Origin of the sequence: Vibrio crassostreae, assembly GCF_024347415.1 — a bacterium.
GTDB lineage: Bacteria > Pseudomonadota > Gammaproteobacteria > Enterobacterales > Vibrionaceae > Vibrio > Vibrio crassostreae.
In genome coordinates, this window is sequence record NZ_AP025476.1 from 1,156,272 (window position 1) to 1,169,834 (window position 13,563).

Below are 13,563 nucleotides of genomic sequence, written 5' to 3' on the forward strand. Positions count from 1 at the left end.
TGGGAATGGTGAGTGGCTAGGGAGACTTCATATATAAGAAAGCCAGCGATGAATCACTGGCTTTGAGATGAAAAACGGACTTAGAGCGTTAGTAGGTAATTCACTAGTTGGTTGTACTCTTCGTAGCTCTTGATTTGATCCGGTTTCACGATGTATTTGTTGTTAACCAGAACTCCAGGAACACCTGTTAGTGTGCTTTGATCAAACTCTTTATCGAAACGTTTTTGCATCGAGTTCACTGCAAAGCTGTTGTATGCCGCATCAAACTTCTTCGCATTGATACCGTTATCAATGAAAACGTCACGCAGTTCTGCTTCATTTTTTGGTGTTTGTTGCTTCTCATGGATCTGAGCAAACATGGCAGGAACCATGCTTTCTTCAGCGTCTAGCGCAACCATGGTCGCGTAAGCCTTCGCCATTGGCACTGCCATGTTGTTACCCATAAAAGCGACGTGCACTTTTTGGAAGCTTGCTGACTTTGGTAAGTCTGCTTTTAGGTACTTAATGACCCCTTCAAACTTGTAACAATGTGGGCAGTAGAAAGAGAAAAATTCGGTAACGACAGGCTTGTCGGCCTTGGCTACATCAAGGATTTTGTAGTGCGTGCCTTCTTCAAATTGTGCGGCGTTTACTGAAGCGCTTAAGAGTAGAGCAGTAAAGAGGCTAAATAGTTTTTTCATGTGTTAATTTCCTAAATTCGGATGTCATTTGATACAGCAAAAATGCTGTTATAACTTGGTGGCAGAGATTGCCAAACAGGGACAAACGATTAGAAAATAGGGGGGCGGTATGGCGCTTGTGGTGCAAAAATCGCTTTGTGCGAAGATTCTTTTTCTATCAGTGCCAGTGATTCAATCTGCGGTTCGAAAGATTCAGAAACGATAAGTGGTGGCATTTTCAGTAGGCAGACCGATCCACAGCAGTGGTGCTCAACGTTGGATTGTACGCTGGAAAAAGGTGTTGGGGCGCTCTCTACAGAACTGATGTTAGAAGCAGAGAAAGATAAGCTATTGGCAGAAGTTGATTGAGCTTGGGGGGCTTGCAGAGCATTGCTGCTCGCGATGCTGTCCACACTAATGGTGGCCATTAGCATAGCTAAGAGCATGAAAGCGTGTACCCAAATTTTGTTAATCAACTTTGGCATCAATTCTTAGTCTTGGTATATGAACGTGTGTTGGTGCGAATAAAATTGTGCAACCGCTAACCGTAAAATAGGTAAAGTGCAAACGTTCCGATAATACACGACTTGTTTCAGCATCTCTAATCAAACCCGATGAAACTTGCCAGGGTTCTATTTTTGTTTGACCTATCAAGGTGCGCTGCATTCGTTAATTTTACCTCAATCCGTGTATTGATAATTAGGGAGCAGCTGTTGAATCGCTTTGCAATGGACTGCGGGTATCATAGAATCGAAAACGTATGCGAATTTTATTGATATCAACGGAAGAGAATAAACAATCAATGAGTAGTATTTTAGAGTGTATTCGTACAGTTGGACGAGGAGAAAGAGGGCGTAAGCCTTTATCGTTCGAACAAGCCTACCGCATCATGGATGAGTATTTAAGCGGAGAAGTCGGCGACGACCAAATGGCTATGCTACTGATGCTGATTCGTGTGCAGAATGAAACCAATGAAGAGATCGCTGGCTTTGTAAAAGCGTTTCAATCTCGAGTGCCAGATTTAGGTGCTGATATTGATTGGCCGTGTTATGCAGGTAAGCGTAACGATAACGCCAGTGGTAAACCTTGGAACTTGCTGGCAGCAAAAATCCTCGCTGACAGTGGTTATAAAGTCTTAATGCATGGCTACATGGACAAACCGAGCGGTAGGACACACGTTGAAAGCCATTTGCAAGATGTTGGTGTGCAAAGTGCAGAGAACCCTGAACATGCTAAGTCGATTCTTGAACAAGACGGCATTGCTTATTTACCGCTAGCTAACTTTGCTCCCGAAGCGCAAACCATGATCGGTTGGAAACACCGTTACGGATTAAGAACACCAATTAACACGGTAGTTCGAGCATTGAACCCCGGTGGTGGTCGTTTAGGTCTGCGTGGTAGTTTCCATCCTGGCTTCCCACAACTTCATGCGGAAGTTGAGCATGTCATTGGCAATAAATCCCACTCGGTGATTTCATTCAAAGGGATGAATGGTGAGTCGGAATATAATCCTAAAGTTAGCCAAACGGTGTGGATGAGCTCTCCTGATAAAGTCGAGTCGTTCTACTGGGAAGAGATGATGAACTTAGAACTGCCACTTCCTAGTCAATGTGTACTTGGTACGTCGGCTGAAGAGATGGCGCTAATGGCAAATACCGTTGTCGACAGCATGACAGCCATTCTCTTTGCAGAAACGCACAATAAAACTGAGGCATATCAGAAAGCGGTGCGCTTGTGGCATGAGTATTGTGCGCGTTAGATGATGGTGTTTAACCAATCAGAGAAGGTCAGCGAGCGCTGGCCTTTTTTATGTTTGATTTATAGCAAAGGGCTTTTTGCAAATACCCAAACAATAGAGCTACTTCACTCGCATCAATCGATGCATTTTGTCTTCGAACTGAATCTCGATCACCTGTGAGATTTTCATTTTATCAACACGATCAAGCATTCTCGCTTGGTAATCACGTTTCTTCATCCACTCTAGCGGTTCTTTAAATCCATCTTCATTAATCACAAACGACTGATCGGTAATAGAGTCTTCAAAGATATGAACCACCCAAATGCGTGATTGGAAATCCAATAACTCGTTAAAGTAGCTTTTTAGCTTAGGCATAAAGTGAGATAGAAAAGTTTGAGGAGAGCGAAGCAAAGTCATAGTGAACCGTTTGGACAATGAAAAGCGGTGCGACGGATGTGTCCAATTCGAGCGCTTATCGGTTAAAGCAGGTAATCATCGTCAATGTGATTACCTACTCAAGAACTTGCCACAAAATACGGTATTCATGCGTCGCTGACAATGCTTGTTGAGCTTGACTGTCAAGACATGTGTGATGAGTCTGCTATTTAACGAACAAGCCGAAGTCAATCTCTTGTTCTCTTTGGTATTTCACCAGCTTCACTTTTAGGTCGTGTTTTGCTGCTAAGTCAATGGCTAAGCACGACATGCGTTTTATCTCATCAACGCAGCTTGAAATAAGCGGTTTTTCTTGATTATCGATAGTGGCGATGAGTGTGTTTTCTGTACCGTCGTTACCTGCATAAACATACGCGTACATGTTGTTGTCGTGTTGCATAAACTTCCTAAATCGGGATTTCTAATTATTAGTGCGGTGAAGATTACAGGGTTTATTTACGCAGGCTAGTTCGGCTAAGTAAGGTTAAGCAAGGGAAAGTAAGGCTTTGTAAGGGCTCTTTTTTTTCTTTTTTCTGGCGTTCGAAAACGTGCTCAACCCTTTGTTTGTCTCACTTTTTTGTCTTGTTAGGTTTTGCCTATCAATAAAATTGTTGAAATCCATTTAGTAAAATCAAGATTTTAGACAACAATTAACTTAACAAGATAGAAAAATATATAACGCAAAGTATTTAGGGAGAACGCAATGCATTCTATTAAAGTGAAAGATTACATGACGCAGCAGGTTGTGACATTTACTCCTGATATGCCGTTAAGTCTAGCGTTAGACAAAGTGATGCGTAGCCACCACATGGGTGGACCCGTAATCGATGATAACGAACAAGTGATAGGCTTCCTTTCTGAGCAGGATTTACTCGAGAAACTTGTGAAGGTCAGTTACTTCTGCCAAGACACACACCTTGTGGGTGATTGCATGCACCAAGAAGTACTGTCGGTGTCACCTGACTTATCCATTATTGAATTGGCGGACATGATGCAGGTGGGCAAACCTAAAGCATACCCTGTAATCGATAATCGAAAACTGGTGGGTATGATCACTAGAACCGATGTTTTGAGAGCAATCGGCAAGAACTTGGAAGAATGCTTCAAACATCAGGTATAGTAGCGTGTTAAGAACGATTATTTTTCTCAATATCCTCAATTGAAAAAAGGCGCACTAGCGCCTTTTTTATGTATAGCACTTTTCTTGGTCGATCCTTTCTTTGTGGATCCCTAGCCTGTTGATTAGTTGATAGGGCTTTAGCTCTTGGGTATTCCAACTTTTGGAGGTTTCATGTCAAATCAAACGGCAAAGTTTGTTGAAGGTTCAACGATGCGCCACATATTGGTGATGTCGGGGGCTGGCTCTGTCGGTTTGATGGCGTTATTTGTGGTTGATTTACTCGACATGTTGTTTATCAGTATGCTCGGGCAGGTCGAATTGGCTGCTGCGGTAGGCTTTGCAGGTACGCTGACTTTTTTCTCTACCTCTGTTTCGATTGGTACTTCCATTGCCATGGGCGCATTAGTCTCCAAAGCCATCGGCTCAAAGAATCAAGAACACGCTCGAAACCTAAGCACCAGTATCATGTTGACTGCGTTTGTTATCAGTTCCACCGTAACGGCAATCATGTTCGCTTATATTCCAGAGCTGCTAGCCGCGATAGGCGCCAAAGGCATTGCAGCCGAGCGTGCTCAAGCTTACCTACAGATTTTGCTACCAAGTGGTCCTTTTTTGGCGTTAGCGATGGCAGCGGGTGCAGGCTTAAGAGCGGCAGGTGATGCCAAACGTTCGATGTGGGCGACTTTGTCGGGCGGAATTGTTAATGCGATTCTCGATCCTCTGTTTATTTTTGGTTTTGGTTGGAACATCGAAGGGGCAGCTATCGCTTCGGTTGTTGCTCGCTTCTCAGTGCTATTCTTCTCGCTTTATCCCCTGATTCGCAGCCATCAGCTGGTGGCTCCACCTTCTTTTGTGCAATGGCGCATTAATATTCGACCTATATTGGCGATTGCGTTGCCTGCGATTATCACCAATACCGCAACGCCTATCGGTAACGCGATTGTGACGACAGGTATCGCACAATATGGTGAGGATTTTGTCGCGGGCTTTGCCGTGATCGGTCGTCTAACACCGGTTTGTTTTGCGGTTATCTTTGCCTTGTCTGGCGCTGTGGGACCAATCATTGGTCAGAACTTTGGTGCAGAACGAATGGATAGAGTTAAAGAAACACTCAACAACTCGTTACTGGTGACGACACTCTATACCATCGCCGTTTGTATTCTGTTGTACTTCGTTCAAGGTTACGTCATTCAAGGCTTTAGCCTGCAAGGTGATGCAGCAATCATTGTGGCGGCTTTCTGTACCTATGTGGCGTTGACCTTTACCTTTAACGGCGCGCTGTTTGTTGCCAATACCTCTTTCAATAACCTAGGTAAACCGCTTTACTCGACAGCATTGAATTTGGGCAAAGCGACTTTAGGTACTCTGCCGTTCGTTTATCTAGGTTCACAATGGTATGGCGCTTTGGGTGTTCTCTATGGTCAAGCCTTGGGTAATGTTCTGTTCGGGATTTTAGGTATTTTGGTACTTCGACATCATATTGCTGAGTTAATGCAGGGCTCTCAAGTTGATCCAGTGGAAGATGATGTGTCGATTGTCAGCTTGAACACTCAGCCATTCTGTTCACACGATGCGGTTCTTATTGATGATGTATCGGCGAACCGTGAAGAGTGTGCGGAGCTTAAATCTCAGTAAGCTATCGGCGCTGGCATAATATTTTTGTTTTCTTGATAACTTCTTCTTGACCTTGGAGTAGCCTCCAAGGTTTATACTTTTGATGAACTTAAGGTTCTGTTGCTCGTGAGTCAGCAACAACCTCAAGGCTTTTGAGTATTAAGGAGATACATTATGTGCGCAAAACATGCAGCGTGCCGCTCAACAAAAGTGGACGTTCAACCTCAAGCGACAGGAGCAACTTGCTCTAGCCCTAAAATTTCCAGCATCACGGCAGCAGGTACTTCATCTGGCTGTTGTAGTTCTTCTTCTGCGGCTCCTTCATCGTCAGGGGATGATTGTTGTAGTTCGGACAATGGAGAAGAGGACAGTCAGTCCTTACCCTCATCTTTCGACGCTCAATTTTCGAAAAGTTGGTTGGTTGCCGGAATGGACTGCCCAGCTTGTGCAAGAAAAATAGAAAACGCGATCAGCAATATTGACGGTGTTATTCAAGCGAAGGTTCTCTTTGCTACCGAAAAGCTGGTCGTGAAATTCGATAATGAAAGCCTTGCCGACACCATTGAACAGGTCTCTATTAAAACGGGTTTCCCTCTTACGGAAGCCGGTTCAAAGAAAGAAAAACAACAACCTGAGACTTTTTGGCAAGCTCATATCCAACCTAATTTACAGATTATCGCGATTGCAGCGGCAATGCTGTTTGCTGCGCTTCTGAAAAGTACCTATCCTCAATTAAGTGAAGGCTTGTTTACGGTAACTTGTTTGCTTGGTTTATATCCGGTGGCGAAGAAAGCGGTTCAGTTGGCACGCTCAGGTACACCGTTTGCTATTGAAACCTTAATGAGTGTTGCCGCACTGGGTGCTTTGTACCTGGGTGAAACCGCGGAAGCGGCGATGGTTCTATTATTGTTCTTGATTGGTGAGCGCTTAGAAGCGTTTGCTTCATCTAGAGCAAGAAGTGGCGTTCAAGCGTTAATGGCATTGGTACCAGAAAATGCAACTAAGATTATCAACGGTGAACGTGTTGAAGTAGCAGTCAGTGAACTGGTTCCTGGTGATGTGATTGAAGTGGCTGCGGGTTCTCGTTTACCTGCTGACGGTCAATTGATTACAGACGCGGCGAGCTTTGATGAAAGTGCGTTAACCGGTGAATCTGTTCCTGTTGAACACACCGAAGGTAACAGCATTATGGCTGGTGCCGTCGTCGTGGACAAAGTGGTTCGTATAACCATCACTTCAAAACAAGGTGAAAACGCAATCGACCGTATTCTTCACTTGATTGAAGAAGCAGAGTCTCGTAAAGCACCGCTGGAACGTTTCCTTGATAAGTTCAGTCGTTGGTACACGCCATTGATGATGGTGGTGGCTTTGCTCGTTATTATCACGCCACCACTGTTGTTCGCTCAACCTTGGGAAACATGGGTATACCGTGGCCTAGCGTTATTATTGATTGCTTGTCCGTGTGCGTTAGTTATCTCGACGCCAGCAGCGATTACTTCTGGTTTAGCGGCAGCAGCGAAACGTGGTGCACTAATTAAAGGCGGTGCAGCACTGGAGCAGCTTGGTAAAATCCAAACTATCGCCTTCGATAAGACGGGCACACTGACCGAAGGTAAGCCTCAGGTTACGGATATTCAGCCTCTTTCGGGTTGGCAACAAGATGCGATGCTGCGTGTGGTTGGTGCAATTGAAGTTGGCTCTACTCACCCATTGGCGCAATCACTTGTCGCTAAAGTAAAAGATCTGAATATTGAGATTCCTGAATCACACAACAAGATCGCACTTATCGGTAGTGGTGTTGAAGGTGATGTTGATGGCGTTAAGTATCAGGTTCTGTCACCGTCTAAAATAGCGTTCGATCTTGGTGCCGATGTGGTTTCTCAGGTAGAAGCATTGGAAGGCGAGGGCAAGACGGTTGTGGTTGCTCTTGAGCTTAAAGATCAAGAAGAATCAACAGAGCAAAATACGACAGTGATTGGTCTGATTGCTTGGCAAGATACGTTACGCAGTGACGCTAAGCTTGCGATTGAACGACTCAATGATTTGGGTATTCAATCTATCATGCTGACTGGCGATAACCCGCGCAGTGCGGCTGCGATCAGCAGTAAGATTGGTATGCAATACAAGGCGAGCCTACTTCCAAGCGACAAGGTATCTTACGTTGAGGAGTTATCTCAACAGTCGCACGTTGCAATGGTTGGTGATGGCATCAATGATGCGCCAGCAATGAAAACGGCGAATGTCGGCATCGCAATGGGCGGAGGGACTGATGTTGCCTTGGAAACGGCGGATTCAGCACTAACTCATAACCGCTTAACAGAATTGCCAGCGATGATTGAGCTATCGCAAGCAACTATGAACAACATCCGTCAAAATGTTGCGCTAGCGCTCGGTTTGAAAGGTGTATTCTTGGTGACGAGCTTATTAGGTATTACTGGCTTATGGGTTGCAGTGTTAGCGGATAGTGGTGCGACAGCTTTGGTGACATTAAATGCTCTACGTCTGCTTCGATTCAAGTCTAAGGCGGATTAAGTTCAGATCTCTGACATAGATTATGTCTCATTCAAAGCGACGAATATAGAAAGCGTCTAATCTAAAAAGCGCCTTTAGCGGTAATACGTTAAAGGCGCTTTTTGTCTCATTAGTATGCAACATAGGTATACGGATTGCTTATTTTTGTGATGCCAATCGGTTTTTTGTGAAACTTGAATTCTTGTTGCGATCATTCGTGTGACATGTATCACTTCATTTTGTAATAAGCTTGGTTAGAGTGTGTTCGTACCCCACGAATTTATTATGAGCTTAAATAAGGGTAAAAAGCCCAATAAGCCAAAAGGAGCGAACTATGTCTCAAGCTGTTTTCCACTTAGGTGTTACTGAAGCAGATCTTAACGGTGCTACTCTGGCGATCATCCCTGGTGATCCTGCTCGTGTGCAAAAAATTGCGGAAGAGATGGAGAATCCAGTATTCCTTGCTAGTCACCGTGAATACACGCTTTACCGCGCAGAGCTAGACGGCAAGCCAGTTGTTGTATGTTCAACAGGTATCGGTGGCCCATCTACTTCTATCGCTGTAGAAGAGCTTGCTCAACTTGGTGTTCGTACTTTCCTACGTGTTGGTACTACTGGTGCTATCCAACCTCACGTAAACGTGGGTGACATGATTGTTTCTACAGGTTCTGTTCGCCTAGACGGCGCTAGCCTGCACTTTGCTCCAATGGAATTCCCAGCAGTTGCTGACTTCGAAGTGGCAACAGCGATGAAAGCAGCGGTTGAAGAATCAGGCGCAGCAGTTCACATGGGCGTAACGGCTTCAAGTGACACTTTCTACCCAGGTCAAGAGCGTTACGATACGTTCTCTGGTCGTGTTGTTAAGCGTTTCCAAGGTTCTATGCAAGAATGGCAAGACATGGGCGTTCTAAACTTCGAGATGGAATCTGCAACGCTGCTAACTATGTGTGCAAGTTCTGGTCTGAAAGCAGGTTGTGTTGCTGGTGTAATCATCAACCGTACTCAAAAAGAGACGCCTGATCACGACACACTAAAAGTAACAGAAGCGCGTTCAATCAAAGTAGTTGTAGAAGCTGCTCGTAAAATGCTTTAAGTTGCAAAAAAGATTTAAGTCTTAAACTGACTGCAAATTTTGAAAATGGCCGTATCGAATGATGTGGCCATTTTTTATGTGGCAGAGAAAGTAGACAAGAAAAAGTATCAGATACAAAAAAGGCGAGTGACTTAATCGTCATTCACCTTTTTAACAATCTGCTTAAGAGCATTTAGCTCTCATGAGTTTATTTGTTTTTAGTACTCTAGATCTTCACTACCACCCGCAGCCGTAAACCATGCCGTTAGGTGTGTTTTAAGATCTTTCAATTCGTCAGGGCCAATCAATGCAAGGCCAAGATCTTCTGCTCGTGTGATGTCGTTATGGCGAAGAGGGCGGAAGCTCACTAACATTGCACGTGCTTGTAGGCCACCCAATAGGTCTCTAAGCGATTCCAGTTTGTACAAGGTGTCATCACCATCGTCACGCATACCTTTGGTCTTACATTCGATGATGTGCAGCTTATTGTTCACCACTGAGGCAACATCAAGCTCGTTACGAACTTCTCGTTCACCCAGTTGACGGTATACCTGAACATTCAAAGAACGATCTTGAATGGTCGGCATGTCATCTTGGATTTGTTTCACTGTGCTGTGAACCAGAGTCTCCAGCCATTCACCGTTTGAGAAGCGGCGTGCGTCTTCATTAGCAAAAGTTAAAATACCATTGTCGTAAGTCGCAATCTTCGCTTCAACTAAATCGCTCAACAGCATGTTCAGTTCACGGTAACCTTGTTGCTTCTCAGAGAGACCAACATCAAGCTTCTGTTCTTTACGGCAGGTCGTTGCAAGGTAGTTTAATGTCGCAAGGCCTGGGCCCAATTCTAGCGCGTTACTTGCCCAACGTTCACCCAGTTCATAAAGTTTCTGATCAAGTTGCGGAGATAGCTGAACATCGCTGAACTCGCCACGAGCCCCAAATACCGTTAGGTAGTCGTCGATAGTAATGCGGTCTTGAACTTGTGCGTCTTCTTTTCCGTTCGGGTACAACCAGCACAGCTTGTCACTGTTTGGTTCAACCACGAAGATTGGCCAGTGGTAAGTACGGAATACTTCGTACACCGAAAGTAGGCGGTGACGCAGGCCACAACTCGCGTTGAGCTTCACTTCTTGACCGCGAGCTTTGAGGTCTTCGGCAAGAGTTTGGATAGATTCTTTGATTACAGATGTGTTTACGATGGTCGGAATTTCGAAAAACTCACTGGTAATGTCGCGCTTCTGTAAAACGCTGTCTAAACGTTTGTACATACTGACTTGATTCTTGTCGCCGATAAACACGATGTGAGTGCTGACCGTTCGGTTATCAAGTAAAGGGGTGAGCAAGCGAATAGGGTCTTGATCGATAATGCCAACATGAACAGCCATATAAATTCCTTAATAGCGGCTCGCTCATAAAGGTGAAAGAAAAAACGGGAAGCAGCAAGCCTTAATAATCATATAATGACAAAGCTCATAAAAAACAAGGGCAACCCTTGATAAAAGTTGCCCTAGCTCAATTAGTTACCACTATTGGGTATGAAGTCTCAACAATCTCACTAAATATCTATCGATTCTTCATTTATCTATAGTTTGAATTGATGTACTAAATCACCTTGCTGATTTGCCAGAATCGTTAGGTTTTGGCTGGCTTCTGCAATTGATGACATCGCTTGGTAACTCTTATCTGCGATGTGGTTGATGTCTTCGATATTACGCGCGATATCGCCAGACGTTTCACTCTGCTCTGCGGCTGCTTGAGAGATATGTGTGCTCATGTGGCTAATCTCTAGAATCAAGGCTTGGATCTCTTCCATCGCACTGTTTGCACTTGAAGCTTGTTGGACTGACATATCCATGTCGCTCATACAACTTTCAATCACGTTACTTGCTGTTTTCGAGCTTGATTGCAGGTTGCTGATCATGGTTTCGATTTCTGACGTTGATTGAGTGGTCTTTTGCGCTAGCACTCGTACTTCATCGGCAACAACTGCAAAACCACGACCTTGTTCGCCAGCACGCGCTGCTTCGATTGCCGCATTAAGTGCAAGTAGGTTGGTCTGTTCAGCAATGCCACGAATAACGTCAAGGATTGAACCAATCTGACTACTCATTTGTTGTAGCTCGCCCACAGCACCCACAGACTCAGTAAGGCGAACCTCAAGCTGATTGATAGTGCTAATGTTGGTGTTCATGATCTGACGACCAGACTCAGAAGCCGATTCTACTTGTTGAACCATGGTGAGTGAGCTTTGCGCGCTGTTTGCCACTTCTTGTACAGAATGAGACATCTCTGTCATTGCGGTCGCGACAGTTGCCGTTTGTTCACGTTGACTGTTCAGCTGAGCTTGCGTTTCAGAAGAAGTCTTTTGGTTTACGCTTGCTGTCTTGGTTAAGTCATCTGAAGCATCATTCAGCTTCACAAGGATATTGTGCAAGTTGTCCGCCAAGGTGTTGATGTGGCGACTCACACGGCTGAATTCGTTGTCGTAGCGAATATCGATACGTTGAGTCATATCGCCTTGAGTCAGGCCTTCTAATGTCCCGAGAATGCGAGTTAATGGCTCTCTTACGCTATGTGCTATGTGGTAACCAATCGCTGCAGCGAATACGGTCACAATGATGCCAATTGCGATCGCATTGAATAGGCCTTTGTCGTAGATGCTGCTTGCGTCAGCTAACGACGAGTTCAGTTGCTCTTCAGCGGTCACGTTGAATGAATCTAGCACTGCCATTGCTTGGTCTACTTCTACGGCTAGGTTTGCAATGTTGATATACAGAGCTTCTTTCGCTTTCAAGTAGTTGTTGTGTTTGTCCAAGACACCGCCTTTCTGACCAACATCTTTGGTGAACTTTTGAACTGATTCATCAAAGACATTTTTAAGTGCTGGTAGTTGTGTTGATAGGCCACGATAAGCGTAGTTAAGGTGAGTAACGGCCTTTTTATTTTGGTTAACGGCTTTTTGAACGAAGGCTACATCAGAGCTAGCAAGTGCATCAGAGGTAATGACTTCTGCGTCTTGCAGTTTAATGAAGTAGCTTTTTGCCATTACTTTTACAGAGATGCTTTTTTGGTCGGCCACGTACTCTTTCATGCCAACGGTTAATTCTGAATGTAAGCGTTGGAAATCGCGAGACGCTTTTTGTACTTGTTCTTGTGCTTCAAACATAGCGACGTAGTTGTTCATCGCTTCGTCTGCTTCGGCGAAGTAGCGCTCTTCCATCGCTCTTAATTGGGCGATACGTTCGGTGAGCGAAACATTGTTTTGGCTTGCTGCTTCTAAGTTACCTAGCACTTCAGAAAACGAGTCTTGTGATGCAGCAAACTCTGTACGCATTGCAGACATGCGTTCAGCGTTTTGTGTGGTTAAGAAATCTTTGAATGACTTATCAGCAGAGAGCAATTGAACACTTGTTTGATTTGAAAGCGCGACAAGTGGTAATGAGGTTTCTGAGACACTCTCAAAATTGCTGTGTATCTGATTCATGCTGTTCATCATGATGGTTATCGTGACTGCGAACATGATGATGATCAGTGCGAAACCAGCGTACATACGCTTGATCACAGATCCCTTCATGGCTTTCTCCCTAAATAAAAATGCTGACCTAATGTCAGGTCAAAGTAAAACTAACAAAATTATCAGCATTCTATTGAGCTCCGCTTGCGCATTTTATGACGCACACGTCAAAAATAACCCTCAGTTATAACCAACATGCCATTCTTGAGAGCTGAGGCTCGTTTTCTTTGATTTGAACGGTGTTTTTTATTATGCTTTAAAGCAGATTTATTGTGGTTTGATGCGGCATAGCGCATACTCAAAGCATTAAAAAATAAATGTTTTATCGGAGAGAAACATGGCTGAAGAAACCATTTTTAGTAAGATCATCAATAAAGAAATCCCTGCAGATCGACTATACCAAGACGATTTAGTAACCGCATTTCGTGATATTAACCCTCGCGCGCCAAGCCATATCCTAATAATCCCTAACAAGTTGATTCCAACAACTAACGATGTTGAAGTCGAAGATGAAGCGATGATGGGCCGCATGTTTACCGTTGCTCGGAAGTTAGCAAAAGAAGAAGGCATCGCAGAAGATGGCTATCGTCTTATCGTGAACTGCAACTCTCACGGTGGCCAAGAGGTTTATCATATTCACATGCACTTGGTTGGTGGCCGTCCACTTGGTCCGCTATTAATGAGCTAATAAAAAGTTAATGAGCTAATGAAAAGCTAACGAGTTAATGAAAGCTAATGGGCTAGATTAAACGAGCTCATTAGCGGGTTAACACTAGTAGTTAGTTGGAAAATTTGTAGTTTGTATGCCAACTTTAAGTTCTATCTGTTGTCTGAATGTCGGCATCGCCTAGGCAGAGGCTAAATCAGTAGGGTTTCAACTGGCTTGAGATCCTTTTTACA

Annotated in this window: 12 protein-coding genes; 6 read left to right on the plus strand and 6 right to left on the minus strand. The window is 44.3% G+C overall.

All coding sequences use genetic code 11. From position 1 onward, the window contains the following. Positions 1-80: 80 nt before the first annotated feature. Both OC193_RS05400 and OC193_RS05405 read right to left on the minus strand, forming a co-directional pair. A complete protein-coding gene (locus tag OC193_RS05400; protein ID WP_048664112.1) occupies positions 81-680 on the minus strand; it encodes a thiol:disulfide interchange protein DsbA/DsbL in 600 nt (199 codons plus the stop codon). 89 nt (positions 681-769) lie between these two features. Next, on the minus strand, positions 770-1,144 hold the full coding sequence (locus OC193_RS05405; RefSeq protein WP_048664110.1) for a hypothetical protein: 375 nt from the start codon (positions 1,142-1,144) through the stop codon (positions 770-772). 317 nt (positions 1,145-1,461) lie between these two features. Here OC193_RS05405 and OC193_RS05410 point away from each other — a divergent pair, with 317 nt between their 5' ends. Next, positions 1,462-2,418, plus strand: coding sequence for a glycosyl transferase family protein (locus OC193_RS05410; protein ID WP_048658754.1), 957 nt, complete (start codon positions 1,462-1,464; stop codon positions 2,416-2,418). A 99-nt stretch (positions 2,419-2,517) separates the two neighbouring features. On the opposite strand, the gene OC193_RS05415 is transcribed toward OC193_RS05410, so the two are convergent. After that, complete coding sequence (locus tag OC193_RS05415; RefSeq protein WP_048664109.1) at positions 2,518-2,814, minus strand: hypothetical protein; 297 nt, start codon at positions 2,812-2,814, stop codon at positions 2,518-2,520. A 184-nt stretch (positions 2,815-2,998) separates the two neighbouring features. Beyond that, positions 2,999-3,232: a hypothetical protein gene (locus tag OC193_RS05420; protein ID WP_048609358.1), complete on the minus strand. Its 234-nt coding sequence runs from the start codon at positions 3,230-3,232 to the stop codon at positions 2,999-3,001. Between the two features lie 303 nt (positions 3,233-3,535). Between OC193_RS05420 and OC193_RS05425 the strand changes: the two genes are divergently transcribed. From OC193_RS05425 to udp, 4 genes are all read left to right on the plus strand, one after another. Continuing rightward, entirely contained in the window at positions 3,536-3,952 is a 417-nt protein-coding gene (locus OC193_RS05425) for a CBS domain-containing protein (protein ID WP_048658272.1), read from the plus strand. 171 nt (positions 3,953-4,123) lie between these two features. After that, complete coding sequence (locus tag OC193_RS05430; protein ID WP_048658273.1) at positions 4,124-5,587, plus strand: MATE family efflux transporter; 1,464 nt, start codon at positions 4,124-4,126, stop codon at positions 5,585-5,587. A 153-nt stretch (positions 5,588-5,740) separates the two neighbouring features. Next, entirely contained in the window at positions 5,741-8,098 is a 2,358-nt protein-coding gene (locus OC193_RS05435) for a zinc/cadmium/mercury/lead-transporting ATPase (protein WP_048664108.1), read from the plus strand. 313 nt (positions 8,099-8,411) lie between these two features. After that, positions 8,412-9,170, plus strand: coding sequence for a uridine phosphorylase (gene udp, locus OC193_RS05440; RefSeq protein WP_017632176.1), 759 nt, complete (start codon positions 8,412-8,414; stop codon positions 9,168-9,170). A gap of 197 nt (positions 9,171-9,367) precedes the next feature. On the opposite strand, the gene OC193_RS05445 is transcribed toward udp, so the two are convergent. Both OC193_RS05445 and OC193_RS05450 read right to left on the minus strand, forming a co-directional pair. Continuing rightward, entirely contained in the window at positions 9,368-10,534 is a 1,167-nt protein-coding gene (locus OC193_RS05445) for a DUF1887 family protein (protein ID WP_048609362.1), read from the minus strand. 197 nt (positions 10,535-10,731) lie between these two features. Further along, the gene (locus OC193_RS05450) at positions 10,732-12,723 is read right to left on the minus strand and encodes a methyl-accepting chemotaxis protein (RefSeq protein WP_048664106.1); all 1,992 of its coding nucleotides are present in this window, start codon (positions 12,721-12,723) and stop codon (positions 10,732-10,734) included. Between the two features lie 277 nt (positions 12,724-13,000). Here OC193_RS05450 and hinT point away from each other — a divergent pair, with 277 nt between their 5' ends. Then, entirely contained in the window at positions 13,001-13,351 is a 351-nt protein-coding gene (hinT, locus tag OC193_RS05455) for a purine nucleoside phosphoramidase (RefSeq protein WP_048664105.1), read from the plus strand. The last annotated feature ends 212 nt before the right edge of the window (positions 13,352-13,563 follow it).

Coding starts and splice junctions, on each gene's coding strand:
- OC193_RS05400 (WP_048664112.1), bottom strand. CDS start 680: ATGAAAAAACTATTTAGCCTCTTTACTGCTCTACTCTTAAGCGCTTCA.
- OC193_RS05405 (WP_048664110.1), bottom strand. CDS start 1,144: ATGCCAAAGTTGATTAACAAAATTTGGGTACACGCTTTCATGCTCTTA.
- OC193_RS05410 (WP_048658754.1), top strand. CDS start 1,462: ATGAGTAGTATTTTAGAGTGTATTCGTACAGTTGGACGAGGAGAAAGA.
- OC193_RS05415 (WP_048664109.1), bottom strand. CDS start 2,814: ATGACTTTGCTTCGCTCTCCTCAAACTTTTCTATCTCACTTTATGCCT.
- OC193_RS05420 (WP_048609358.1), bottom strand. CDS start 3,232: ATGCAACACGACAACAACATGTACGCGTATGTTTATGCAGGTAACGAC.
- OC193_RS05425 (WP_048658272.1), top strand. CDS start 3,536: ATGCATTCTATTAAAGTGAAAGATTACATGACGCAGCAGGTTGTGACA.
- OC193_RS05430 (WP_048658273.1), top strand. CDS start 4,124: ATGTCAAATCAAACGGCAAAGTTTGTTGAAGGTTCAACGATGCGCCAC.
- OC193_RS05435 (WP_048664108.1), top strand. CDS start 5,741: ATGTGCGCAAAACATGCAGCGTGCCGCTCAACAAAAGTGGACGTTCAA.
- udp (WP_017632176.1), top strand. CDS start 8,412: ATGTCTCAAGCTGTTTTCCACTTAGGTGTTACTGAAGCAGATCTTAAC.
- OC193_RS05445 (WP_048609362.1), bottom strand. CDS start 10,534: ATGGCTGTTCATGTTGGCATTATCGATCAAGACCCTATTCGCTTGCTC.
- OC193_RS05450 (WP_048664106.1), bottom strand. CDS start 12,723: ATGAAGGGATCTGTGATCAAGCGTATGTACGCTGGTTTCGCACTGATC.
- hinT (WP_048664105.1), top strand. CDS start 13,001: ATGGCTGAAGAAACCATTTTTAGTAAGATCATCAATAAAGAAATCCCT.